General features: G+C 65.2%; 25 protein-coding genes and 3 pseudogenes. 8 read left to right on the forward strand and 20 right to left on the reverse strand.

Annotation, left to right across the window (positions count from 1 at the left end; translation table 11 throughout):
* Window positions 1–26 precede the first annotated feature (26 nt).
* The 4 genes and pseudogenes from H9L12_RS09020 to H9L12_RS13630 all read left to right on the forward strand — a co-directional run bounded on the left by H9L12_RS09020 (window position 27) and on the right by H9L12_RS13630 (window position 3456).
* Entirely contained in the window at window positions 27–221 is a 195-nt protein-coding gene (locus H9L12_RS09020) for a (2Fe-2S)-binding protein (protein WP_187541461.1), read from the forward strand.
* A 108-nt stretch (window positions 222–329) separates the two neighbouring features.
* A complete protein-coding gene (gene bfr / locus H9L12_RS09025) occupies window positions 330–815 on the forward strand; it encodes a bacterioferritin (RefSeq protein ID WP_187541462.1) in 486 nt (161 codons plus the stop codon).
* Between the two features lie 824 nt (window positions 816–1639).
* Window positions 1640–2163: pseudogene (locus H9L12_RS13625) on the forward strand (DUF418 domain-containing protein).
* 751 nt (window positions 2164–2914) lie between these two features.
* Window positions 2915–3456: pseudogene (locus tag H9L12_RS13630) on the forward strand (DUF418 domain-containing protein).
* Here H9L12_RS13630 and H9L12_RS09045 read toward each other — a convergent pair.
* From H9L12_RS09045 to panB, 5 genes and pseudogenes are all read right to left on the reverse strand, one after another.
* Window positions 3453–3895 (reverse strand): annotated as a pseudogene (locus H9L12_RS09045) (Hpt domain-containing protein). The pseudogenes H9L12_RS13630 and H9L12_RS09045 sit on opposite strands and share 4 nt — an antisense overlap.
* 60 nt (window positions 3896–3955) lie before the next feature.
* Window positions 3956–5323, reverse strand: coding sequence for a ribosome biogenesis GTPase Der (gene der, locus H9L12_RS09050; RefSeq protein ID WP_187541464.1), 1368 nt, complete (start codon window positions 5321–5323; stop codon window positions 3956–3958).
* Window positions 5324–5381: 58 nt separating this feature from the next.
* On the reverse strand, window positions 5382–6710 hold the full coding sequence (locus tag H9L12_RS09055; protein WP_187541465.1) for an outer membrane protein assembly factor BamB family protein: 1329 nt from the start codon (window positions 6708–6710) through the stop codon (window positions 5382–5384).
* A gap of 8 nt (window positions 6711–6718) precedes the next feature.
* Window positions 6719–7450, reverse strand: a complete 732-nt coding sequence (locus H9L12_RS09060) for a tetratricopeptide repeat protein (RefSeq protein ID WP_187541466.1) — start codon at window positions 7448–7450, stop codon at window positions 6719–6721.
* A 93-nt stretch (window positions 7451–7543) separates the two neighbouring features.
* Window positions 7544–8413: a 3-methyl-2-oxobutanoate hydroxymethyltransferase gene (gene panB, locus H9L12_RS09065; protein ID WP_187541467.1), complete on the reverse strand. Its 870-nt coding sequence runs from the start codon at window positions 8411–8413 to the stop codon at window positions 7544–7546.
* Window positions 8414–8616: 203 nt separating this feature from the next.
* On the opposite strand from panB, the gene H9L12_RS09070 reads away from it, so the two are divergent.
* Entirely contained in the window at window positions 8617–8919 is a 303-nt protein-coding gene (locus H9L12_RS09070; protein ID WP_187541468.1) for a hypothetical protein, read from the forward strand.
* Between the two features lie 63 nt (window positions 8920–8982).
* On the opposite strand, the gene H9L12_RS09075 is transcribed toward H9L12_RS09070, so the two are convergent.
* The 7 genes from H9L12_RS09075 to H9L12_RS09105 form a co-directional block, all read right to left on the reverse strand.
* Entirely contained in the window at window positions 8983–9414 is a 432-nt protein-coding gene (locus tag H9L12_RS09075) for a hypothetical protein (RefSeq protein ID WP_187541469.1), read from the reverse strand.
* A gap of 58 nt (window positions 9415–9472) precedes the next feature.
* Complete coding sequence (locus H9L12_RS09080; protein ID WP_187541470.1) at window positions 9473–9820, reverse strand: ArsC family reductase; 348 nt, start codon at window positions 9818–9820, stop codon at window positions 9473–9475.
* 89 nt (window positions 9821–9909) lie between these two features.
* Window positions 9910–10914 (reverse strand): hypothetical protein, encoded by a 1005-nt coding sequence (locus H9L12_RS09085; protein WP_187541471.1) that lies wholly within the window; start codon window positions 10912–10914, stop codon window positions 9910–9912.
* Between the two features lie 70 nt (window positions 10915–10984).
* A complete protein-coding gene (locus H9L12_RS09090) occupies window positions 10985–11404 on the reverse strand; it encodes a hypothetical protein (protein WP_187541472.1) in 420 nt (139 codons plus the stop codon).
* Window positions 11401–12981: a glutamine-hydrolyzing GMP synthase gene (gene guaA, locus H9L12_RS09095; RefSeq protein WP_187541473.1), complete on the reverse strand. Its 1581-nt coding sequence runs from the start codon at window positions 12979–12981 to the stop codon at window positions 11401–11403. Before guaA ends, H9L12_RS09090 begins: the two co-directional genes overlap by 4 nt.
* A 96-nt stretch (window positions 12982–13077) precedes the next feature.
* Window positions 13078–13617, reverse strand: coding sequence for a hypothetical protein (locus H9L12_RS09100; protein ID WP_187541474.1), 540 nt, complete (start codon window positions 13615–13617; stop codon window positions 13078–13080).
* Between the two features lie 150 nt (window positions 13618–13767).
* The gene (locus H9L12_RS09105) at window positions 13768–14667 is read right to left on the reverse strand and encodes a winged helix-turn-helix domain-containing protein (protein WP_187541475.1); all 900 of its coding nucleotides are present in this window, start codon (window positions 14665–14667) and stop codon (window positions 13768–13770) included.
* A gap of 163 nt (window positions 14668–14830) precedes the next feature.
* Here H9L12_RS09105 and H9L12_RS09110 point away from each other — a divergent pair, with 163 nt between their 5' ends.
* Both H9L12_RS09110 and H9L12_RS09115 read left to right on the forward strand, forming a co-directional pair.
* Window positions 14831–17620 carry a beta strand repeat-containing protein gene (locus H9L12_RS09110; protein WP_187541476.1) on the forward strand — a complete coding sequence of 930 codons (2790 nt, stop codon included), beginning with the start codon at window positions 14831–14833 and terminating at the stop codon, window positions 17618–17620.
* Window positions 17590–18303, forward strand: coding sequence for a calcium-binding protein (locus tag H9L12_RS09115; RefSeq protein WP_425506822.1), 714 nt, complete (start codon window positions 17590–17592; stop codon window positions 18301–18303). The genes H9L12_RS09110 and H9L12_RS09115 overlap by 31 nt, the downstream gene beginning before the upstream one ends.
* A gap of 2 nt (window positions 18304–18305) precedes the next feature.
* Here H9L12_RS09115 and H9L12_RS09120 read toward each other — a convergent pair whose 3' ends face one another.
* From H9L12_RS09120 to rpsM, 8 genes are all read right to left on the reverse strand, one after another.
* A complete protein-coding gene (locus H9L12_RS09120; protein ID WP_187541478.1) occupies window positions 18306–18611 on the reverse strand; it encodes a PilZ domain-containing protein in 306 nt (101 codons plus the stop codon).
* 211 nt (window positions 18612–18822) lie between these two features.
* Complete coding sequence (locus H9L12_RS09125) at window positions 18823–19239, reverse strand: M10 family metallopeptidase C-terminal domain-containing protein (protein ID WP_187543237.1); 417 nt, start codon at window positions 19237–19239, stop codon at window positions 18823–18825.
* On the reverse strand, window positions 19182–20663 hold the full coding sequence (locus H9L12_RS13635) for a calcium-binding protein (RefSeq protein WP_187541479.1): 1482 nt from the start codon (window positions 20661–20663) through the stop codon (window positions 19182–19184). Before H9L12_RS13635 ends, H9L12_RS09125 begins: the two co-directional genes overlap by 58 nt.
* Window positions 20657–20971 carry a hypothetical protein gene (locus H9L12_RS13945; RefSeq protein ID WP_187541480.1) on the reverse strand — a complete coding sequence of 105 codons (315 nt, stop codon included), beginning with the start codon at window positions 20969–20971 and terminating at the stop codon, window positions 20657–20659. Before H9L12_RS13945 ends, H9L12_RS13635 begins: the two co-directional genes overlap by 7 nt.
* A 210-nt stretch (window positions 20972–21181) precedes the next feature.
* Window positions 21182–21598, reverse strand: coding sequence for a 50S ribosomal protein L17 (gene rplQ / locus H9L12_RS09140; RefSeq protein ID WP_187541481.1), 417 nt, complete (start codon window positions 21596–21598; stop codon window positions 21182–21184).
* Window positions 21599–21718: 120 nt separating this feature from the next.
* Entirely contained in the window at window positions 21719–22801 is a 1083-nt protein-coding gene (locus tag H9L12_RS09145; protein WP_187541482.1) for a DNA-directed RNA polymerase subunit alpha, read from the reverse strand.
* A gap of 104 nt (window positions 22802–22905) precedes the next feature.
* On the reverse strand, window positions 22906–23295 hold the full coding sequence (gene rpsK, locus H9L12_RS09150) for a 30S ribosomal protein S11 (protein ID WP_166202296.1): 390 nt from the start codon (window positions 23293–23295) through the stop codon (window positions 22906–22908).
* 56 nt (window positions 23296–23351) lie between these two features.
* Window positions 23352–23720, reverse strand: a complete 369-nt coding sequence (rpsM, locus tag H9L12_RS09155) for a 30S ribosomal protein S13 (protein WP_187541483.1) — start codon at window positions 23718–23720, stop codon at window positions 23352–23354.
* A 209-nt stretch (window positions 23721–23929) separates the two neighbouring features.
* Here rpsM and H9L12_RS09160 point away from each other — a divergent pair, with 209 nt between their 5' ends.
* On the forward strand, window positions 23930–24871 hold the full coding sequence (locus tag H9L12_RS09160) for a bifunctional riboflavin kinase/FAD synthetase (RefSeq protein ID WP_187541484.1): 942 nt from the start codon (window positions 23930–23932) through the stop codon (window positions 24869–24871).
* The last annotated feature ends 8 nt before the right edge of the window (window positions 24872–24879 follow it).

Below are 24879 nucleotides of genomic sequence, written 5' to 3' on the forward strand. Positions count from 1 at the left end.
TCGCATTATCGAGTATGACGATCACCATGATCGTTTGTTCGTGCAATGCGATTCGCGAGGCTGACGTCCGCAAGGCCGCTCGCTGCGGCGCGCCCTGCGTCGACAGCGCCTACCGCTCGCTCGGTTGCGAAGTGAATTGCGGAAGCTGCGTCGACTTCGCGGCGATGATCATCGAGGACGAGCGCGCCAGGCTGCTCGCGGTCGACGCCAAGGCCGCCTGAGCCGCGATTGCGAGTGACTTTCACTCGCATGTTTTTCCCGGTTTTTCGCCAATATTTCGCTTTGACGGACGCTGCGCGCGGCGTAAGGCGAAGTGAAGGGAGAGTGGCATGAAGGGCGACGCGCGGGTCATCGAACTGCTCAACGAGACGCTCAAGAATGAGCTGACCGCGGTCAACCAGTACTGGCTCCATTATCGGCTACTCGACCATTGGGGCATACAGCGCCTCGCCGATTTCGAACGGCACGAATCCATCGACGAGATGAAGCATGCCGACGAACTGTCGGAGCGCATCCTGTTCCTCGATGGCCTGCCCAACTTCCAGGCGCTTGGCCGCCTTCGCGTCGGCGAGAATGTCGAGGAAGTGCTCCGCTCCGACCTCGAGCTGGAGCTCGAAGCGGTCACCCAGCTGAAGGGCGCGATCGCTCATTGCGAGAGCGTTGGCGATTATGTCAGCCGCGACCTGTTCGCGAAAATCCTCAGCAACGAGGAAGACCATGTCGACACGCTGGAGAAGCAGTTCGACATGATCGCGGCGATGGGGCTTCAGAACTACATCCAGCTGAATTCCAAGCCCGCCGAGGAGGCGCACTGACGGTTCGTCGAAACCCGCTGTCGCGAATTTCGTTTCGGCCCTAGACCCGACCCCAACAGGGGGGAGGGCCAGGCATGGCGACATCGACGGCGGGCGGGAACCGCATCCGCTCACTCGACATCACGCGCGGCGTCGCGGTGATGGGCATCCTTGCGATGAATATCTACGCCTTCGCGCTTCCGGGCGCCGCCTATTTCAACCCAACGGCTTATGGAGGGGCGAACGGGTTCGACTGGCTGACCTGGGCCTTCAACTTCGTCTTCATCGACAGCAAGATGCGCGGCCTGTTTTCGGTCCTTTTCGGCGCGTCGACGCTGCTCGTGATGGAGCGCGCGCTGGCGACGTCGCGCCGGCCTGGAGTTGCGCATTTCGCGCGGATGGCGTGGCTCCTCGTCTTCGGCCTGATCCACTTCTACTTCATCTGGTGGGGCGATGTGCTGGTGCTGTACGCAATGTGCGGCGTCATTCTGTTCCTGTTTCGGAAGCTGTCGTCTCGGGCGCTGTGGCGTTGGGCGATCGGCGTGCTCACGGTCGCTTTCCTCTTCACCAGCCTGCAGGCGATCGGCCTGCAGATGGCGCGGTCGGGGAACGTTCCCGCGGCCGAACAGAAAAAGATGGAGCGTGCGTTCGAGCAGATTGAGGGGTTCTTTGGACCCGACGCCGGAAAAAGCGCGCGCGACCTCAAGCTCTACAAGTCGGATTACCGGACGATCATGCTCGACCGGTTGCAGGGCAAGACTGCCAAGCCGTTCAAGTCGTTCATCCAGATGGGATTGGAAACGCTCGGTCTGATGTTGCTCGGCATGGCGCTGTTCAAATCGGGCATGCTGACCGGTGAGTGGCAACCGGACCGCTACCGGCGCTGGGCCGTGCGCTGCTTCGCCATCGCCGTCCCCCCGCTGATTGCGCTGGTCGCCTACCAGTCCGCGACGGGGCACGACGCCTTTGCCACATTCAACGCGTCGATCGCCTTTTCCATGCCGTTCGACGTGATCATGACGGTCGGCTGGGCGGCCCTGATCCTCGTCCTGGTCAAACGCCATGCGAACGGCCCGTGGCTGCCCGGATCGGGGCCGCCGGTCGAATGGCTTTCAGCAACTATTTGCTGACGTCGATGGTCATGACGACGATCTTCTACGGCTACGGTCTCGACCTTTTTGGGGAGGTTGGGCGCGCGGCCTTGTACCTGTTCGTCGTCGGGATGTGGGGGGCGATGCTGCTGTGGTCGAAGCCCTGGCTCGACCGCTTCCATTACGGCCCGCTCGAATGGGTATGGCGCAGCCTGTCGCGCGGCCGGGCCCAACCGATGCGGCGAGGGTCCAACGCGGTGGCTCTGGCGGCCGGCTAATAATCGAAGGGGGAATGACATGACTCAAGGGGCAGGCGCCAGCACGGGCGATCGGATCCGCTCACTCGACATCACGCGCGGCGTCGCGGTGATGGGCATCTTTTCGGTCAACGTCATTGGCATGGCGATGATCAAGATCGCCTACTTCTATCCGCCCGCGTTCGGCTTCGATGCGCTCGGCGACAAGCTCACCTGGCTGGCCAATTTCTTCTTCATCGACGGCAAGCTGCGCAGCCTGTTCTCGATCATGTTCGGCGCGTCGCTGATGCTGGTCATCGACCGGGCGATCCGCGCCGGCCGCTCACCCTTCCGGGCCCACTACGCGCGGATGCTGGTGCTGATGATGTTTGGGCTCGCCCACTTCTTCATCCTGTGGTGGGGCGACATCCTGACCCACTACGCCGCGGTCGGCATGGTGGTGTATTGGTTTAAGCGGCTGAGCGCCCGGAAACTGTTCATCATCGCCGCGATCGGTTTCCTCGTGAACGCGGGGATGAGCGCCTATTTTTCATACCAGGGCCTTCAGAAATATGAGCTGGTCCAGTCGGGCAACGGCACGGCGGAGGACGTCAAGAAGTTCAAGGAGGGCCGCGCCCGGCTGTTTCCCGATGCCAAGACGATCGCCAAGGACAAGGCCGACCACGCCTCCATCCCCGCCCACTTCACCTCCAGCGTGAAGGACGAGGGCCTGCTGTCACCGTTCGATTTTGGCCCGCTGTGGCTGGAAACGATGGCGCTGATGATCCTCGGCATGGCGGGGTACAAGTCGGGCTTCCTTACCGGCGAGTGGGACGACCGCCGCTACCGCAAGGTCGCCGCGACCACGCTCGGCATCGGCGCGCTGGTCTACGGCTTTTTTGCCTGGTGGGCGTGGAGCCACAATTTCGAGCCGCCCTACGCGTTCGGCGCCTACGGCGGCTACACGCCGCTGTTCCGGCCGGTGGTCGCGATGGGCTATGCCGCGCTGGCGATCCTGCTGACCCGCCGCGCCGGGCCGTTCAGTGAGCGGCTGGCCGCGGTCGGCCGGACCGCGTTCAGCAACTACATCGGCTGCACGATCATCGGCACCTTCCTGTTCTTCGGTTTTGCCGGGGCCTCTACGCCGAGCTATCACGCGGGCAGGCGTGGCTGTTCGTGCCGTTTGTCTGGGCGCTGATGCTGCTGTGGTCGAAATGGTGGCTCGACCGCTACCACTACGGACCGCTCGAATGGGCATGGCGCAGCCTGGCGCGCGGTTCGGTCCAGCCGATGCGCAAAGGACAGCCGACGCTTGGCGCGCCAACCGGAGATTAGATCCGGCCGAAGCCCTGGTTGGCCACCTTGCGGCCGAACCCGCCGCTGACGGCCCGGGTCTGCAACGGGTTGGTCGCAAGCTCGAACAGTTCCAGCGTCGCGTTGAACAAGCGGCGGAGTTCGACCACGTCGGGCACCAGCTCGTCCGGAAAGCGCCGGGTCTCGATCGACATGCGCGCGACCGTCTCGATCTTCTCCGCGACGGCGGCGAGCGGCTCGGCCCGAATTGGCGCGATTCGCCCTTGAGGGTGTGGGCCGGAATGACCAGCGCGACCGTGTTCTGCTCGTGCATCGCCGCTTCGATCGCCGCGACGCTCTTGGCGCCATCTTCACGGTAATAGCCGAGGATGCGGATGAACCCCGGACCAAGCTCGGCCCGCGACTTCTCGAAATGCACCCAGTCGACGTAATCGCGCGGATCGTCCAAGTTTCGCTCCATGCCCCCGGGGTTGAGGGTGTCGTTCCCGCCCCGCTTAAGCCCCAAAGGGTAAAGAGCCGGTTATGATCGCTTGTCGTCGAACGGATTTTTCGGCGCGCGCATGGTAAGGCGAAGCGGCACCGGACCCAGCTTCAGATCGCGCCGCATCGAATTGAGCAGGTAGCGCTCATAGCTCTTCGGAAGCTGGTCCACCCGCGTGCCGAACACCACGAAGCTCGGCGGGCGCGACTTCACCTGTGTGATGTAGCGCAGCTTGATTCGCTTGCCGCCGGGCGCGGGCGGCGGATTGGTTTCGACCGCGCGCTCGAACCAGCGGTTCAGCTCGCCCGTGCTGACCCGCCGCGACCAGCCCTCGCGAAGCTCCAGCGCGGCGCCGATCAGCGTGTCGATGCCCTTGCCGGTCTGGGCCGACACGGTCAGCACCGGGACCCCCTTCAGCTGGCTGAGGCCTTCTTCAAGCGCTGCCTTGATCCCGTTGAACAGCGACGAGGCGTTCTCGGCCACGTCCCACTTGTTGACCGCAATCATCAGCGCTCGGCCCTCCTCGATCACCTGGGAGGCGATCTTGAGGTCCTGCACCTCCAGCCCGCGCGTGGCGTCGAGCAGCAGCACCACGACTTCCGCATGGTCGATCGACCGCTTGGTATCGAGCACCGACAGCCGTTCCAGCTTGTCGTCGACCTTGGCGCGCTTGCGCAGCCCCGCCGTGTCGACCAGCCGGACGGCGTGGGTCTCGCCCTTGGGGTCGGTCCATTGCCAGTCGAGCGAGATGGAATCGCGCGTAATACCGGCTTCGGGGCCGGTGATCATCCGCTCTTCGCCAAGGATCTTGTTGACCAGCGTCGACTTGCCGGCGTTGGGCCGGCCGACGATGGCGAGCTTCAGCGGCCCGCCCTCCTCGTCCTCGGCCGCTTCGTCCTCGTCGTCCTCGCGTTCGACGAACGGACGCAGCGCTTCAAACAGGTCGACCAGCCCCTCGCCATGTTCCGCCGACAGCGCGAACGGCTCGCCCAGGCCGAGCGCGAACGCCTCCAGCCGGCCCGTCTCGCCCGCCTGGCCTTCGGCCTTGTTGGCGGCAACCACCACCGGCGTGTCCTCGCCGCGCAGCCAGCGGCCGATCTCCTCGTCGAGCGGGGTCAGCCCCTCGCGCCCATCGATCAGGAACAGCGCGACGTCGGCATCGCGCACCGCGGCCTCGGTCTGCGCGCGCATCCGGCCCGGCAGGCTGTCGGGATCCTCGTCCTCGAAGCCGGCGGTGTCGATGACCTTGAATTCCAGGCCGAGCAGCTTGCCCTCGCCCTCGCGTCGGTCACGGGTCACGCCCGGACGGTCGTCGACCAGCGCGACCCGCTTACCGACAAGGCGGTTGAACAGGGTCGATTTGCCGACGTTGGGACGGCCGACGATGGCGACGGTGGGCTGGGGCATGGGGGATGCCCTGCCCCGCGCTCACTCTTCCGTCAACTCAAACGGCTGCGCTGGTGTCCTAGCGGAAGGCGACCAGCCGTCCGGCGTCGGTCAGCAGGAAGAGCGTTCCACCGGCCACGACCGGCTGGAAACGTACCCCGGCTTTAAGGTGGGTCTGGCTCTGGAAGCTGCCGTTGGTCGGGTCGACATTGACCACCGAGCCCTCGCTGCTGGCGAGGATCAGGCGGTTGCCCGCGAGGACGGGGCCGGCCCAATAGATCGGACCGTTTTTCTTCTTCTCGTTTTCCCAGCGCGGCAGCTGCGAAATCCAGCGAATCTTGCCGGTCATGCGCTGCACCGCGATCAGCTGTGCCTTGTCATTGACCGCGAACAGCCAATCGCCGGCCACCCACGGGGTGGAGATGCCGGCCATGTTGAGTTCCCACACCCGCTCGCCCGAGTTGATGTCGAGCGCGACCATGCGGCCGCCCTGGCCCAGCGCGTAGACGAAATTGCCGTCGATCACCGGGTCGGCGTCAATGTCGCTCAATGCCGCGACACCGGTCGAGATGGCGGTGCGCGACAGAGCGTCCTGCCACACCTGGCGCCCATTCTCGTAGCGGTAGGCGTTGAGTTCACCCGACGAGAAGCCGGCCACGATCGTGCCGCGTGCCGAGGCCGGCGAACCGGACCCGAACACGCCCGCAATTTCCAGGCTCGCCGCCTGCGACCAGTTGGTCGTCCCGTCCGACGCCTTCAGCGAGAAAATCTGGTTGTCCTGGCTCATGACATAGACGGCATCGCCATCGACCGTCGGCTGGCCGCGCAGCGGGCCGCCCGGCTGCTTCGTCCAGACGACCGCGCCGGTGTTCGCATCGAATGCCGCGACGTAGCCAAGGCCGTTGGTGGCGTAGACGCGCGTACCGTCGGTCGCGACGCCGCCGCCGAACAGCGAGGCACTGTTGCCCTTCTCGGTGCCGAACTGAGCCTCCCACACCGTGCTGCCGTTCGCCGCGGAGAAAGCGCGCACGGTCGACGTCGTGTCGATCGTGAAGACCTTGCCGCCGGCGACGACCGGACCACCGCCCAGCCGTTCCTTCTTGCCGCTGCCGCTGCCGATCTGCGTCGACCAGGCCAGCCCCAGCGACTGGCCGAGCGCGACATGGCCAACCGACTTCGACGCGTTGCCGCCCGACTGCATCCAGTCGGCATTGTCGACCGCACCGGGCAGCTCCATCGGCACCGCGGCCGTCGTCTCGTCGACGGCGATGTCGATTTCATTGACCAGCACCGAGACCCGGTCACCGATCGTCGGCGTGGCCTTTTTCTTGCCCTTGATGACGCCGCAGCCGGCCAACAGGCTGGCCGCGAGCAGCACGGCGGTCGCTTGGGTAAGGGTACGATTCATGGAATGTCCTATTGGCCTTGGGCCGCATCGCCGGCGGGGAGCGACGCGCTGGCGTCGACGCCCAGCGTGCCGGCCACCTGCACTGCGCGGGCACGGATGGTGTCTGGTGTTTCCTTGTCGGCGGCGATCTTGGCGAACAGCTGGCCGGCGGCGGCCTTTTGCCCCTTGGCCATCAGCGCCAGCGCCGTCATCTCACCGGCCGATCCGAAGAAGGGATTGCCGGGCTCGGCCAGGGGCTGCAGCCGGGCGATGACATCGTCGGGCTTCAGCGAATCATATTCCAGGGCGGTGCCGCGGATCAGCGCGACGTCACGGTACGCCTGGGTCAGGTCCTTGTCGGCGGCAACCGCCTTGTAGATCGACAGGGCGGTTGCGCGGTCATTCGATTCCAGCGCGATCGCGGCGCGAGCCAGGCGGGCGCTGGCCTCGACACCTTCGGAATCCGACTGGGCCAGCCGGTCCAGGGCAGCTTTGGTCGACGCGTCCTTGCTCTTGTCGCTGGCGCCCTGCAGCGCCTCGACCAGCTGCTCGGTCGACGCCTCGGCGGCCTTCGCCTGCCGGTCTTTCCAGAAAAGGAAACCGCCGACGGCGAGCAGGAACAACCCGGCCGCGACGATCGCCCAATTGCCGTATTTCTTGGCCGCATGGGCCATCTGGTCGCGGCGAAGATTCTCGTCGACTTCGCGAACGAAACTATCGCTGCTTTCGGGGGAAGCGCCAAGTCTATCCTCGTCAATCAATACCGGGGCATCGGTCCGACCGCTTCATTCCCCGCCCCGGATGAACAAATGCTGGCACGCTCTAGCGCGCAGGCGGAAAAAGGCAAAGGGTCCCTAAGCCTTCGGGCGGTATGTCTGGTCCGCGGTGGGGAAGCTGCGGCCGCGCACCTCGTCGCGATATTGTGCGGCCGCCTCCCCGATCCGCGTCGCGAGGTCGTCGTAACGTTTGACGAAACGCGGGGTACGCTCGAACAGGCCAAGCATGTCTTCGGTCACCAGCACCTGGCCGTCGCAGTTGGCCGATGCGCCGATGCCGATGGTCGGGACCGGGATGGCACGGGTGACCTCGTCGGCAATCGTTTCCATCACGCCTTCGACCACGACGCAGAACGCGCCGGAATCGGCGACCGCGCGCGCGTCGCCGACGATCTTCGCGGCTTCCGCCTCCGACTTGCCGCGGGCGCCATAGCCGCCGAGGATGTTGACCGCCTGCGGAGTCAGGCCGACATGGCCGATCACCGGGATCCCGCGCGCCGTCAGGAAGGCAATCGTCGGCGCCATCGCCTCCCCGCCTTCCAGCTTGACCGCCGCGCAGCCGCTTTCCTTCATGATCCTCGAGGCGCTGGCGAACGCCTGCTCGGGTGAGCCTTCATAGCTTCCGAACGGCATGTCGACCGCGACCAGGGCGTGCCAGCTGCCGCGCACCACCGCCGCGCCGTGGGCGCACATCATCTCCATCGTCACCGGCACGGTCGACGGAAGGCCGTAGATCACCTGCCCCAGGCTGTCTCCGACCAGCAGCATCTCGCAATGCGGGTCGAGCAGTTGCGCCGTGCGCATCGTGTAGGCGGTCAGCATCACCAAAGGCTCGGCGGTCGTCCCGTCCACCTTGCGGCCGCGGATGGCGGGGACGGTCATGCGCTTGCCCGGCATCGGGGAGGGAGTCGCGCGGCTGGTCGCGCTGTCGATGGTAAAGGTGGACATCGGTCCTGTTTAGGCGTGCCGCGGCGCTCCGTCGAGACAAGGCGAGCCATGGGCAGGACAGGCGGAAGTATGGCTTTCGGCCAACCCCAAGGTGGGCTCCACCCGCCGTGAACCGCTTCGGTTTAACGGCTCGAACCGCCAGACAGGGTCGACGGGCCCTTCTCCCCCTTGGGGCCCGACCAAAAGAAAAGGAACTGCCCTTTATGGCTTTCAAGCTTCTGATCGCCCTGACCGGCCTTGCCGCCGCCCCGGCGCTGTCGCAGGCAACGCCGGCGACTCCAGCGACTCCAGCGATCCCGGCAACCCCCGCCACGCCGCCGACCGCGGACAGCCCCGCGATCCCGGCAACCCCGGCGACGGCTGCGACGCCAGCCACGCCGGCCGTCCCGTCTTCGACGAGCAGCGATCCGCTGGCGCCGTCGACATCGACGACCGCCACCACCACGACCGATCAGGAAAAGATCACCATTGGCACCCGGACGAAGGTCAAGAAGCCGAAGTCCTAGGACTTTCAACGGTCTCCCATCACGGAAAAGGGCGCACCTCGCGGTGCGCCCTTTTTTGTGCGCTCAGCGAAGCCAGCCGCGCCGCGCGGCCATCCGCGCAAAATGCCACAGCCCGTACGAGAGCAGGAAGATGATGATCGGCCCGAGGAACTGGTCCGACGACATCGACTGCCGAAGCGCGGGAACGATCAGGATGCCGCCGAACTGGATGACCACCGCGACCAGCGAAATCAGCAGGGCCGTCACTGCAAAGCGGTGCCGCAGAAGCAGGCCGATCGCGCCGACCAGCCCGACGCCGACCGCCAGCCCATAGGCCGCCAGCATCCATCCGGGAGTGGCCTCGGCCAACGTCCGCTGGTCCAGCGTCATCGTCGCGGGATCGACCGAGACCTGCAGGTAGTAGGCGTAGCAGCCGGACAGTTCGAACAGCAGCGCCGCCACCGCGATGAACCAGTACCATGCCGGCACTGCGGATCGTGTCCCTGCGTCTTCCATCGGCCCCTCCCCGTTTGCCGGGCAAGTGTGCCGCGACGATCGTCGTCGGGCAAGCGCCTCAGGCCAGGCCGGCATCCTCATAGGTCGATTGCTTGAAGCCGACGATCAGTTCGCCGTCCTTGTCGAGCAGCGGGCGGCGGATCAGCGAGGGCTGCATCGCCATCAGCATGATCGCCTTGTCCTCGTCGAGGTTGGTCTTGTCGGCCTCGTCGAGTTTGCGAAACGTCGTCCCTGACCGGTTGAGCAGCGCTTCCCAGCCGAGTTCGTCCGCCCAGCCCTTCAACAGCGCCGGGTCGGCCCCCGCCTTCTTGTAGTCGTGGAACGCGTAGGCGACGCCGCGCGCCTCCAGCCAGGACCGCGCCTTCTTGACCGTGTCGCAGTTGGGAATGCCGTAGAGGGTGATCATGGCATCGCGCCGTAGGGCAGTTGGGCGCCCCGTCAAGCGGCCAATGCCGGTCGCCCCCACCCGCGCCGGAAGGATGGGGGCTCCTCCGGCTAGAAGCGCCGCCCCAGCGACAGCGTCGCGCGCAGCTTGTTGGCGGGGTGCGACAGGCCGACCTTCTGCCACAACGGCACGCCGACCGCTGCCCCGGCCGACCAGCCGCTGGCCCATTCGCGACGCGCGCCGGGCGACAGCCAGATCGCCTTCGATCCGCCATTCGCCTCGACCACGCCCGCAATCTCCTGCTTGCCCTCCGCTTCGTAGGTCGCTTCGACGAACAGCGCCGTCGCATCATGGCCGTGCGGCGCCTCGCCGCTGTCGTCATGGTGCGCCATCGCGCCGAGCGTGCGGGACAGCGACAGGCCGACCAGCGTGCGGTCGCCCAGCTCGGTCTCGCGCTCGCCGGTGGTGGTCCACTCGCGGCTCGCCGAGACGGCAATGTCGGCCCTTCCGATCTTGCCGCCGATCGCCGCTCCGGTGATCAGGTCCCAGCTACCGCTGCCCGGCTGGTGCTCGACTTCGAGCAGTTCGCCGTTGTCGCCGGCTTGCGACGTGTGGCCGGTCGGCGCCTTGAGGCCCGCGACCAGCGATAGCCCGCCGCCGTGCCAGTCGATGACCCGCGCTTGCGCCGTCACCCGCACGTCGCCGAGGCCACTGACCGTGCCGAGCGCCTCCGCACGGTTCACAACCGTCGAATGATGGTCGTGCACCCCGGCCCGCAGCCCGTCGCGGCGGACGTAAGGCACCGAGGCCGACAGGCTGATCCGGTCCGTGAGGCCATAGGCGAGGCCGAGCACGCCGGTCAGCGTATAGTCGCCGGCATGGGCGTGGATATGGTCGGCGGTCAGCGCGGCCAGTTCGGCGTCTGTTCGCTTTTCCGGCACGGCGAGGCCAAGGCCGAAGCTGAAGGCGAAAGCGCCCTTGGGCAGCGTCGAGGGCGACAGTACATTGCCCGCGCTGCCGCCTTGGCCGGCGAGGCCGTGGTCAGCGTGGGCCGGCGCACCAAGCGCCAGCAGGCCGAGCGCGAGGCCCGGCAGGATCGTCAATTTCTTCATCATTCAAACTCCGTCGCGCGCACGCCATCGGGCGCACGCGGATCCAATCTTCAAGCGGCCTGCAAAGGTGGGATCAGTCGATCGGCGGCGCACGCGCTGGAGGCGGCGGCGCGGGTCGTGCGACGATGTTCGGGGCGGTTGGGACGGCCTCGGCGACGGGCAGCTTGGACCAATCGGGCGGGGCGATGGCCAGCAGCGGTGCGGGCAGCGGACCCGCCGCCGCCATGCCCGCAGCGAACGGGCAGACCGTCGAAGCGCTCGCGGTCTTCTTGCCATCCTCTCCACGGCCCGGCGCATGATGCATCCCGCCATGGTCGGCGGCGATGGCGGGTCTGAGGTGCGGATAGATGTCCGGGCATTCGACCAGCGCCAGCTGCCCGCCCGCCTCGCCCGGCATGAAGCCGAACGGCGTCGCCAACCGCACCGCCAAGAGCAGCGCGAACAGGGCCGAAAGAAGCGCCTGACGCGGCGGCGAGGCGGCCTTTCGGCTCATTCCCACTCGATGGTGCCCGGCGGCTTCGACGTGTAGTCGTAGACGACGCGGTTGATGCCCTTGACCTCGTTGATGATGCGGGTTGCGCAGCCCGACAGGAAGGCCGCGTCGAACGGGTAGATGTCAGCGGTCATCCCATCGACGCTGGTGACGGCGCGGAGGCCGCAGACGCTGTCGTAGGTGCGGTAATCGCCCATCACGCCGACCGTCCGCACCGGCAGCAGCACCGCGAACGCCTGCCAGATCGCATCGTACAGCCCGGCGTTGCGGATTTCCTCAAGGTAGATGGCGTCGGCCTTGCGAAGGATGTCGCAACGCTCCTTCGTCACCTCGCCGGGGATGCGGATGGCGAGGCCTGGACCGGGGAACGGGTGGCGGCCGACGAACTGGTCGTTGAGGCCAAGTTCCTTGCCCAGCACCCGGACCTCGTCCTTGAACAGTTCGCGCAGCGGCTCGACCAGCTTCATGTTCATCCGCTCGGGCAAGCCGCCGACATTGTGGTGGCTCTTGATCGTCACCGACGGCCCGCCGGTGAAGCTGACGCTTTCGATGACGTCCGGGTAGAGCGTGCCCTGCGCAAGGAAGTCCGCGCCGCCGAGCTTCTTCGCTTCCTCCTCGAACACGGCGATGAACTCGCCGCCGATGAACTTGCGCTTGGCCTCCGGGTCGGTGACACCCTCCAACCCGCGCATGAAGCGCTCCTCGGCGTCCACCACCACCAGCGGGATGTTGTAATGGTCGCGGAACAGGCTCTCGACCTGCTCCCGCTCGTTGAGGCGAAGCAGGCCGTGATCGACGAACACGCAAGTCAGCTGGCTGCCGATCGCCTCGTGGATGAGGATGGCGGCGACCGAGCTGTCGACCCCGCCCGACAGGCCGCAAATCACCCGGCCATCGCCGACCTGGTCGCGAATCTCCTGGATCTTGGCGTCACGATAAGCGCCCATCGACCAGTCACCTTCGATGCCGCACACCTTGTGGACGAAGTTGGCGAGCAATTTCGCGCCGTCGGGCGTGTGGTGGACCTCGGGATGGAACTGGGTGCCGTAGAATTGCCGTTGCTCGTCGGCGATGACCGCGAACGGCGCGCCGTCGCTGACCGCGACAATGCGGAAACCGGGCGCGAACTCGGTGACCTTGTCGCCGTGACTCATCCACACCTGGTGACGCTCGCCGACCGCCCACAGGCCGTCGAACAGCGGGCAATCCTCGGTAATGGTGATGAAAGCCCGGCCGAACTCGCCTTCCCACTCGCCATTGTTGCCGGCTTCGACCCGCCCGCCGAGCTGGTGGCTCATCACCTGCTGGCCGTAACAAATGCCGAGGATCGGGACGCCAAGGTCGAACACCGCCTGCGGTGCGCGCGGGCTGTTCGCCTCGGGAACGCCGGCGGGCGAACCGCTGAGGATCACGCCCTTCGGCCGCGACCGCTCGATCGCGCTTCCGGCATTCTGGAACGGGGCGATTTCGCAATAGACGCCTGCCTCGCGCACCCGCCGCGCGATCAGCTGGGTGACCTGGCTGCCGAAGTCGATGATCAGGATGGAATCGGCCAAATGGCTCTGCTGCGCCGTCATGGCTGGCCGATAGGCAGCCGCGCCGCGCCTGTAAACAAACGAAAGCGCGCGCCCCGTGGGGGACGCGCGCTTCCTCTTTGCTAGTGCTGCCGGGGCTTACCAGCCGCGATAGCCGTAGTTGCGGGTGTTGATCCGGTTGAGGTCGAGGTCGGTGATCCGGCCATTGAAGTCGACCTTACAGTTAAACCGGATGTCCGGATACTGCTGGTTGTAGCCATAGCTGCCGTAACCACCGCCGTAGCGGCCGCCCGACGTGGCGACACCCTTCACGCGAACGCCCGAATTCTTGCGCTCGACCGAGGTGATGCCCTGGACGCGGCCACCGCCGCCATAGTTGTTGTAGCCGTAGCCACCATAACCGCCGTAGCCATTGTTGTAGCCGTAGCCGCCACCAAGGCGGGCTTCGACGGCGCGGGCGCACTGGTCGACCAGCATGTTGTTGTTCATGTAGCCATAGCCCTGGTTGCCGTACGGATAACGGCCATAGCCCAGGATCTGGCCGATGACCTGGCCAACGCTGTTGTTGCCATAGCCATAGCCCGGATTCGGGTAATATTGCGCAGCGGCCGGGCTTGCGAAGCCAACCACCGCGGCGAGACCGGCAGCTCCGGTCAGGATCTTCGTCACAGCCTTCATGGCACTCTCCTTAATACGCACGTCACTGGGAGGTCCGCACGAGCGCGGCCTTAACCATGACAACGCTTTTGCGCGATTCGGGCTGCATTGGTCCTGAATGGGGATGAAGCCATTCGTTCAGGAACCTTAACGACTGCGGGCCGCCACCTGTCAGAAGCGTTCGCCGCGCTCCAGCGCGTAGGTCGCCATGCAGCGATTGCCATTCTCCCGGACACCCGAGGCGCAAATCCTGTGGAGCATCTGCGTGACGGGATGGTCGGGCCCGCAATAACGGTCGGCCTTGGCGATCGAATAGGCCGTATCGCCAAAGCGGTTGCGGTAGAAAATATTGTCGTTCGCGTCGATCAGCGTGCGTGCGGCCAGTAGCGCCTTTCGCCGATCGTGCTGGGGGTCCCATTCGCAGATGTTCAGCAAGTATTGGAGCGCATCGGGACCGCCGCGTTCGTAGAGTTCGTTCGGGTTCCAACCGGCAGCCAACATCGATTCCAGCGCGGGCACATCCAACTTCCGCATCGCCGCGATCTGTGCCCGCTGCTCGGCGGAATAGGGGCTCGGCGGCGACACCGCCCGGTCGCTGCTGACGAATTGGGAACCGCCCGCACCCACGAGCGCGGCGAGTCCGAGCGAAACGGTCGAAAGAAACAGCCGTTGCCGTTTCCCGGCACGCGCAGGGGTCTGCGCCTCGACGACCGGCGAGGAGACCGCCGCTTCCCGGACCGGAGCGGCAAAGCGGTAGCCGATCCCCGTTACCGTCTCGATCATCGGCAAATCCGGCCGGCAGTCACCGATCGCCAGGCGGAGCTTTCGGATCGCTGTCGGAAGCGATGCCTCGACCACCGTCACATCGGGCCAGATTCGGTCCAGCAACTCTGCCTTGGTGACTACCGAGCCGGCATTGAGCAGCAACTCCGACAGGATTTCCAAGGGTTTGCATTCGATCGCGACTCGTCGTCCGTCGACGGTCAGCGTCCAGCATTGTTCATCGAACACACACCGGCCGAAGCACCAGCGGTGACGTTCTTGCGGTTTCAACCGGTGATGACTCGTCATCGAGACGCCCCTCCCCCGATTCTTCAGAACATCTTCAGGACAACTTCATGACATCGCCGGCGGGGTTAACGCAAGTTTACCTCATTCGCTGCGTAGCGAAATTGAACAGGCGCTGTGGTTGGCCTGACTGAGTCCGCCCATGCGTTCATTTCAAGGGGGACCAATGGCAATCATCAACGGAACCGCGGGCAACGACACGCTCACCGGCACGAAGGACGCCGACAGCATCTTCGGATTGAGCGGGAGTGACACCATCAATGCGACCCAAGGCGCGGATACGGTCGACGGCGGAACGGGCAACGACCGGCTCACCATCGTCATGGGGGACGTGGCCCGGTTCGATTCCTTCGCCGGTCCGCGCACCTACACGGTGACAGCGACGCTGGTCACGGACGGCGCCGGTCTTCTTAACACGTCGATGACGTCGGTCGAGCGCATCACGCTCAACACGACTGGCACTGGCGATTACGATGACGTCATCAACGCCAGCGGTTTTACCTCTGCGGCCAGTTTCCCGTTGAACATCACGACCGGCAACGGCAGCGACACCATCACCGGTAGCGCGATTGCCGACTCCATCATTGCCGGCCGCGGCAATAACTGGGTCGATGCCGGCGGCGGCGCGGATACCGTTCGCTTCTATTTCGACAACAGCCTCGGCGGCACGATCATTGTCACCGGCTCCACCGGCAACATCACCGCCAGTGCCAATGGCATATCAAGCACCGCGCTGAATGCCGAAGACGTCTATATCATGGGGGACAACCTCACGACCGGGACCACCATCGATGCGTCTTCAGTGACCGGCGACGTCCGGCTGGCCTTTATCAATTCCATGAGCGGCTCGGACGTCTTCATCGGCCATAACGGCATCGACGTCTTCGGCACCAACTATCAGGCGACCGCCGGCGGCGATACTTATACCGGCAACGGCGGCGCCGACATCCTCGACTATGTCGCGTCCGTCCTTGCCATGAACGGCGACGTCATCACCGACTTCGACGGCGACGACATGATCGACCTCAGCTTCAACGATTCCGTCATCAATGGCGGAGGTGCGCTTGCCGACAAGTTCATCGGCGGGGCAGCCTTCAGTGGTACGGCCGGGGAATACCGGTTCCAGATTTCCGGCGCGACGACGCTGTTGCAGGTCGATACTAACGGCGACGGCCTGGCAGACCAGACCCTGACCATCGCCAACGGCACCTTCGCCCTCGCCGAGACCAGCGAAGGGTCCAACCAGCTGAAACTGGCAGCCAGCGTCATCGGGACCGATGACTCCGAGACTCTCTCTGGCACCAGTACCAGCGAGACGATCCGCGGCCTTGCCGGCAACGACGTCATCATCGGCAATGGGGGGGATGATGTGATCGACGGCGGCGACGGAACCGATACGGCGAGCTATGCCAATGCGAATGGCGGCGTGGATATCGACCTTGGCGCGGCTTACTTCGACGGCGCGGATGGTCGCGACACGCTCATCCGTATCGAAAATCTGATCGGATCAAGCTTTTCCGACGGCTTGGGCGGCGATGCCGGATCCAACGTTATCGATGGCGGTGGCGGGAATGACTTTATCGACGGCGGCAGCGGAGGCGACACGCTTTACGGCGGCGATGGCAACGACACGCTTCAGGGCGATTATGGCGACAATAATACGACTGCGACCGGCGACGATTTTATCTACGGCGGAAACGGAAGAGATCAGCTCAGGGGCGGGCTTGGTGCGGACCAGCTATTTGGTGGTGCGAACAATGATCTGATGCGCGGCAACGACGGCGTCGATTATTTTGACGGCGGTAGCGACGACGGCTTCGTGTCGAACGACCTTGGTGACCGAGTGAGTTTCTATGAAGCGCGTGCCACGCAAGGTGCGGTAGCTGACCTGCGGACCGGAACTATTTCGAACGACGGCTACGGAAACGTCGAGACAATGGTGGGGATTGAATCGCTCGGTGGTGACACGGCTTTCGTCGATACGTTTCACGGCAACGACGACCCTAATTTTCTCACGGGCAGTCGCGGTGATTTCCTCTACGGTCATGGCGGAAACGATTTTTTCCAGATGCTTTCCGCCGCAGCGGTGCTCGATGGAGGCGACGGAATCGACGTCCTGAACCTTTTCGTCGCTCCGAACGGCTGGCTCATTCCCGACACGAACGGCGACGGATTCGCTGAGCTTGCGGCGGCTGCCACCAGCGGGTGGTCCGTCGATCTTTCGAAGGGATCGACGGTCGATGGTTATGGCAACGTCGGAACGATAGCGGGCATCGAAAACGTCGGAAGTACGCACCTGGATGACATGCTGGTGGGCGATGCCAGCGCGAATGTGTTTGAGGGGCGCGCAGGCAACGACATCCTGGACGGCGGGCTTGGCAATGACGTCCTTGACGGGGGCGACGGAAAAGACACCGCTTCATACGCCTCGGCATCGGGCGCCGTACGAGTGACGCTCCAGAACGACGGGACCGGCGGATCGACCGGCGCTGCCGGCACCGACAGCCTTGTGAGCATCGAGGATGTGGTCGGGTCCGCCTTCAACGATGTGATTACTGGCAATTCGCTGGCCAACGCGCTCGACGGGTCGGACGGCGACGACATACTGCGGGGCGCGGGCGGCAACGACCAGCTGACGGGCGGCGCCGGCTATGACCGCATGTATGGCGGCACGGGCGACGACACCTACATCGTCAACGACGTCGACGATTATGCCTATGAGTTGGCAGGTGAAGGCCAAGACAGCGTCATCTCGTCCATTGATCATCAACTCCGCGCGGAGGTCGAGGACCTGACGCTGACCGGCGCCGCCGCCATCGGCAAGGGCAACGCCAGCGACAACGTCATTCTCGGCAACGGCGCTGCCAACAAGCTCTACGGATACGGGGGCGTGACGAACTGTCTGGCGGTGGCGGCGACGATTACCTGCTCGGCGGCGAGGGCGACGATACGATGAGCGGCGGTGGTGGCTATGACCGCATGTACGGTAGCGTCGGGGACGATACCTACATCGTCACCGACGCTACCGACTACGCCTACGAAAACGGCGGCGAAGGCTACGACACGGTCGTCGCGTCGATCAATCATCAGTTGCGCGCGAACATCGAACAGCTGGTGCTCGACGGGACCGCCGACCTGCGCGGTTACGGCAACGGGCTCGACAACATGATCGTCGGCAACAGCGGCGCCAACTTGCTCTACGGTCGCGACGGCAGCGACACGATCAACGGCAATTCCGGCAACGACATCATCTACGGCGAGGTCGGCGACGATACCCTGTTCGGAGGATCCGGCCTCGACCGCCTCTACGGCGGGTCGGGCGCGGACACCTTCGGGTTTGCCGACGGCGACTTTGCAGGGATGAGCAGCGGTACCGCTGACCGGATCCACGATTTCAGTCAGGCCGAAGGCGACCGTATTTCGCTGGAGCAGGTCGACGCCAACCCAATGCTCGATGCCGACCAGGCATTCACCTTCGTCGGCACGGCCGCATTCAGCGGGGTGGCGGGCGAACTGCGCTACCAGCAGATCGTCGGCAACACCTATGTCCAGGGCGATATGGATGGCGACGGCGTGGCCGATTTCTGGATCAGGGTCGATGGACTCCATGCGCTAAGCGCGAGCGACCTGCTGCTCTGAAACTATCGCGCCCGGCTCAGCGTCCAGTCTTCCATGGTCGCTCGCAATCCGGGGCGGACGCCGCGGTCCAGTGCCACGTGAATTCGCAGCGACCGTATTTCGTCGAGCGACAGCGGCTGGTCGAATTCGATGCCGAAGTGATCATTGGCGATCCATCGCACCGTCCCGAAGGTACGGACGCGATCGATGCTGATCATCAGCTCTTCGCCGATCGCCGGGATGACGCCGGCGCGAAGGCGACATCCGCTTCGTGACACATTGACGGCAATGGCCGGACAGGCCTGTTGTAGCGTGGTCAGCAGGGCCATCAGCGGCGCAGCCTCACGCGCCACGCTCCGGCGGCCGCCGCCTCCGCATTTCCCGAACGCACTCATACTCAAGGCCTCTCACCGGCCCCCGGAAAACTCGTTAAGCGGTTCTTCGCTAACCGGGGATTGCCGGAAATGGTGAGCGGTCGGTTAATAGATGATCGCGACACGCCCCGAGTCGGGCCGGGGACCGTGGCCCCCGGCTCGTTCCTCAAAGCAGGAAATCGCTCGCGGCGAGCGTGTGCAGGCCTTCGACGCGGATCCAGAAGTCTGCGACGCCATCGCCATTGATGTCACCCTGGACATAGGTGTTGCCGACGATCTGCTGATAACGAAGCTCGCCCGCGACGCCGCTGAACGCGGCGGTGCCGACGAAGGTGAATGCCTGGTCGGACGCCAGCGATGCGTTGGCATCGACGTCGGCCAAGGAGATGCGATCACCTTCCAGCTGGCTGAAGTCGTGGATGCGGTCGGCGGTGCCGCTGCTCATCCCCGCGAAGTCGCCGTCGTCGAAAGCGAAGATGTCGGCACCGGTCCCGCCGTAGAAGCGGTCCTGCCCGGTTCCGCCATTCAGCGTGTCATTGCCGTCGTCGCCGTACAGGATGTCGTTGCCGGCATTGCCAAGGATCGCGTCGCTACCCCGCGACCGTACAGCAGATTGTCACCGCTGTTGCCGACCAGGGAGTTGTCGATGTCCGTGCCGAACCCGCGCAGGTCCGCGGTGCCCGTCGCCAGCACCAGCTGCTCGATATTGGCGCGAAGCTGGTGATTGAGAGAGGCGATAACGGTGTCATAGCCCTCACCGGCATTCTCGTAGGCGTAATCGGTAAGGTCGGTGACGATGTAGGTGTCGTCGCCGGTGCCGCCGTAGTTGCGGTCATAACCCGCGCCGCCGGTCAACTGGTCGTTGCCCGCGCCGCCGAGCAGATAATCGTCGCCGCCGTTCCCGACCAGCACGTCATTGCCGTCATAGCCATAAAGCTTGTTGGCCAGGTCCGTGCCGACGATGACGTTGGCGGAAGCGTTGCCCTCGCCGATCGCGGCGGTGCCGGTCAGGGTTAGGTCCTCGACATCGCTACGAAGCTGGTGATCCACCGACGCGACCACCCGGTCGTTTCCTTCACCGGCCAGCTCGTAGGCGTAGTCGTCCGCATCGTTGACGATGTAAGTGTCGTCGCCGACCCCGCCGTACATCCGGTCGTATCCGGCGCCACCGTTCAGCGTGTCGTTGCCGAGATTGCCGAACAGGTAGTCGTCGCCCGCGCCGCCTTCGATCGTGTCGTCGCCACCGTTGCCGTAGAGCCGGTCCGCACCGTCGAGGCCGTACAGGGAATTGGCGGCGTCGGTGCCGCGAATGATGTTGTCGAGCGCATTGCCGGTTCCGCTGGTCGCGGCGCCCGACAGGCGCAGATTTTCGACATTGGCCGACAGGGTGAAGCTGATCGTCGAGCGAACCTCGTCGATCCCGCCGCCGGCGTTTTCGGAGACCACGTCGCCGGCGTTGTCGACATAATAGAGGTCGTCGCCCGTGCCGCCGACCATCAGGTCGGCGCCGGCGCCGCCGTCGATCGTGTCGTCGCCGGCATTGCCGGTCAGCGTGTTGGCAAGGCTGTTGCCCGTCAGCGCGTCGCCGTAGGACGACCCGATCAGGTTTTCGATGCCGATCAGCGTGTCGGTGCCCGCGCCGCCGGTCACCTGCGCGCCGGCCTTTGCCAGGCTGACCGTCACCCCGCTGACCGACCCGGTGTAGCTGGCCGTGTCGGTCCCGCTGCCGCCGTCGATCAGGTCGTCGCCCGCGCCGCCGGACAGGAAGTCGTCGCCGCCCGCAGCGTGGAGCGTGTCGGCGCCCTCCATCCCGAACAGGCTGTTGGCGCCCTCGTTACCGGTCAGCGCATCGGCGAAAATTGACCCGTTGATCGATTCAATGCCGCTCAGCGTGTCGGTGCCGGCGCCGCCGGTGGTCTGCGCCCCGGCTACCGTCAGGTTCACGGTAACGCCGGCCGAAGCCGTCGAATAATCGGCGATGTCGACCCCTTCGCCACCGGTCAGCACATCGTCGCCGATCCCCCGACCAGGATGTCATTCCCGGCGCCGGCGTCGATCCGGTCGTTGCCGTCGCCGCCGATGATCGCGTCATCGCCGCCGCCGGCGTAGAAGGTGCGAGTGAAATCCCAGGACACGCCCGGTGTTAGCTCCGCCTCGGCGAGGTCGGGCAGCGTGATGAAGTCGTTGCCGTCGAGAGCCTCGTAGATCTCGGCGATCGTCCCGTTCGCGGCGGCGGCGGCAATCGCCTCCTTCTGCTCGGCCGTCAGGATGCCGAAGTTCACATCGTCGTTACCGGTCGTGAATAGCGCTGCCATGATTTCCCCTCACGCGGCGATCTCGAGGGTGCGAGCGCCACCGTACACGTTCGCAGGATCGCGAACGCCATGTTCAACGCGCGGCGGCGAAATAGTTCAATTAAGGGAGAATATCTGTCGCGAATTGGGACGATCGGTGGCCGCGCCAAAAAGAAGGGGCCGCGGAAGTCCCCCTCCGCGGCCCCTCATGATTGCTCGATCAGCCGAAGCTTAGGCCTCGACTTCCTCGTCGACCTCGACCGGGCCCGAATCCTGGCCCTTGGCGTCGACGTCGCGGTCGACGAACTCGATAATCGAGATCGGCGCGGCGTCGGCCTTGCGGATGCCGGCCTTGATGATGCGGGTATAGCCGCCTTCACGATCGGCGTAGCGGGCCGCCAGCACGTCGAACAGCTTGGTCAGCTGCGTATCGTCCATCAGGCGGGCATGGGCCAGGCGGCGGTTCGACAGGCCACCCTTCTTGGCGAGCGTGATCAGCTTCTCGACATAGGGACGAAGCTCCTTCGCCTTGGCCGAGGTGGTCTTGATCTGCTCATGCTTGATGAGGGCCGCCGCCATATTGCGGAACAGGGCCGCGCGGTGGCTGGAGGTGCGCTGAAGCTTACGATGGCCAACACGATGGCGCATGGTTCTTTTCCTTCGTTCGTCGGGGGTCCGTATCAGGTAACCCGAGCCAGGCGGTGATGACGGGCACCGCCCAAACCCGTGATCGAAGCGGACCCGCCACGCGGGCGGGTCCGGTCCAGTTTAGCCGAGCAGCTCTTGTTCGAGCTTCTTGGCCATTTCCTCGATGTTTTCCGGCGGCCAGCCGGGGATGTCCATGCCGAGGCGCAGGCCCATCGAGGCAAGGACTTCCTTGATCTCGTTGAGGCTCTTGCGGCCGAAGTTCGGCGTGCGGAGCATCTCGGCCTCGGTCTTCTGGACCAGGTCGCCGATGTAGATGATGTTGTCGTTCTTCAGGCAGTTGGCCGAACGGACCGACAGTTCCAGCTCGTCGACCTTCTTGAGAAGGTAACGGTTGAGCTGGTTGGTGTCCGCCGCGCTCGGTTCGCCCGCCGCGCCGCCGATCGCTGGCGCGCCGCCGCCCATCGCCGCACCCGCCGGGGCACGAACCATGCTGTCGTCGAAGTGGACGAACAGCTGCAGCTGGTCCTGGAGGATGCGCGCGGAATAACCGAGCGCGTCTTCCGGGCTGACCGTGCCGTCGGTTTCGATGGTCAGCGTCAGCTTGTCATAGTCCAGTTCCTGGCCGACGCGGGTGTTTTCCACCTTGTAGGCGACTTGGCGGACCGGGCTGTACAGGCTGTCGACCGGGATCAGGCCGATCGGCGCGTCAACCGGACGGTTGGCGGCCGAGGGGACGTAGCCCTTGCCGATGTCGGCGGTCAGTTCCATGTTGAGCGTCGCGCCATCGTCGAGATGACAGATGACGAGGTCGGGGTTGGTGACCTCGATGTCGCCGCTGGTCGCGATCTGGCCCGCGGTGACTTCGCCCGGGCCGGTCGCCGACAGGTGCAGCCGCTTCGGGCCCTCGCCTTCCATCTTCAGCGCGATCTGCTTCACGTTGAGGATGATGTCGGTGACGTCCTCGCGGACACCCGCAAGCGACGAGAACTCGTGAAGCACGCCGTCGATCTTGATCGACGTCACCGCCGCGCCCTGCAGCGACGAGAGGAGCACGCGGCGCAGGCTGTTGCCCAGCGTCATGCCGAACCCGCGCTCCAGCGGCTCGGCGACGAACGAGGCCTTGCGGCGGACGTCGGTCCCGGGCTTGCGCTCCAGCGCGTTCGGCTTCTTGAGTTCCTGCCAGTTCTTCGCGTTGACGGCCATGTTTCTTCCTTGGCAGTGGGCTTGGGCGGCGTCCCGCAAAGCCCGGATTTTAAACTTCTTTTCGTCCTAGAGCCTCGGCCAAAGTCCCACTTTGGCCGAAATCATCAGACGCGGCGGCGCTTCGACGGGCGGACGCCGTTGTGCGGAATCGGCGTCACGTCGCGGATCGAGGTGATCTGGAAGCCGACGGCCTGGAGGGCGCGAAGCGCGCTCTCACGACCCGAACCCGGACCCTTCACTTCGACTTCGAGCGTGCGGACGCCATGTTCCGCGGCCTTGCGGCCGGCGTCTTCCGCCGCGACCTGCGCCGCGTACGGCGTCGACTTGCGGCTGCCCTTGAAGCCCATCATCCCCGCCGACGACCAGGCAATCGCATTGCCCTGCGCGTCGGTGATGGTGATCATGGTGTTGTTGAAGCTGGCGTTCACATGCGCGACGCCGGCGGTGATGTTCTTGCGCTCGCGACGGCGAAGGCGCTGAGGTGCTTGTGCCATATGGAAATCCTCGAAATGCTTTTAAAGTAGCGGGCCGCGGTCGAGCGGCGCGGCGCTTACTTCTTCTTACCGGCGATCGGCTTGGCCTTGCCCTTGCGGGTGCGCGCATTGGTGTGCGTGCGCTGGCCGCGGACCGGGAGGCCCTTGCGGTGACGAAGGCCGCGGTAGCAGGCGAGGTCCATCAAGCGCTTGATGTTCATCGCCGTCTCACGACGAAGGTCGCCTTCGACGGTGTAGCCGGCGTCGATCGCTTCACGGATGTGCAGCACTTCCTGGTCCGTCAGGTCCTGGACGCGGCGTTCCGGCGCAATCGACAGCTTTTCGGTGATTTCCTTGGCCTTGGCGTTGCCGATGCCGTGGATGTACGTCAGCGCGATCACCACGCGCTTGTTGGTGGGCAGGTTGACGCCCGCAATACGTGCCATGAACTAACTTCTCCTAGCTCCACGGGATCGAGGGCACCCGACGATCCCATCTCAAAGCGATGATCCACGTCGTAACGGAAAAACGGCGCGCGCACGGATGCGCCGCCGGTAACCGGTGAAACGGGATGCCGGCCAGATATGGATTCGCACCCACAGAGTCAAGCGTCTGGACTTGCGCCGCTTTGCCGTTCATCGAAGGCGCCAAGACGATGAAGCGCCTGACCCTCGACCAGCCCGTGCCGACCGAGTTTCGCGATGCCATCGTCGCCCTCGGCAATTTCGACGGATTCCACCTCGGCCACCAGGCGGTGGTCGGCCGTGCCGTGCAGCGTGGTGCGCACGAACGCAAGCCGGTGATTGTCGCCACCTTCGACCCCCACCCCGTCCGTCACTTCCGGCCCGACAGCCCACCGTTCCGCCTCAGCACTCTAGACCAGCGCGAGCGGATGTTCGCGCAGGCCGGCGCCGACGCCATGCTGGTGTTCGATTTCGGCGACGCGCTGGCAAACACGACCGCGGAGGATTTCGTCCGCGACCTGCTCGGTCGCCAGATTGGCGCCAGCGGGGTCGTCACCGGCGAGGACTTCACTTTCGGCAAGGGACGCGGCGGCAATCCCGAGGTGCTGCGCACGCTAGGCGCGGAGTGCGGGATCGTCGCCGAGGCGGTCGAGCCGGTGACGCTGGACGGCGAACCGGTCTCGTCGAGCCGTGTCCGCGAGGCGCTCCATGCCGGCGATCCCGGCACCGCGACGCGGCTCCTCACCCGCCCGTTCGCGATCGAGGGCGAGGTCGAGCATGGCGACAAGCGCGGCCGTGCACTTGGCTGGCCGACCGCCAACGTCGCGATGGGCCCCTACCTTCGCCCGAAATACGGCATCTACGCCGTCACCGTCCGCCTCGACGACGGCAGCGAGCACCGCGGCGTCGCCAGCCTTGGCGTCCGGCCGATGTTCGATCCGCCCAAGGAACTGCTGGAGGCGGTGTTGTTCGACTTCGACGGCGACCTTTACGGCCAGACGATCGAGGTTTCGCTTCATGCCTACCTGCGCCCCGAAGCGCGGTTCGATTCGATGGAGGCGTTGAAGGCGCAGATGGACGCCGACGCGGCGCAGGCGCGCGGGCTGCTTGCCGCCGCCGACCCCCTCGCCTAAGGCGCGCG

Origin of the sequence: Sphingomonas rhizophila (assembly GCF_014396585.1) — a bacterium.
Lineage (GTDB): Bacteria > Pseudomonadota > Alphaproteobacteria > Sphingomonadales > Sphingomonadaceae > Sphingomicrobium > Sphingomicrobium rhizophilum.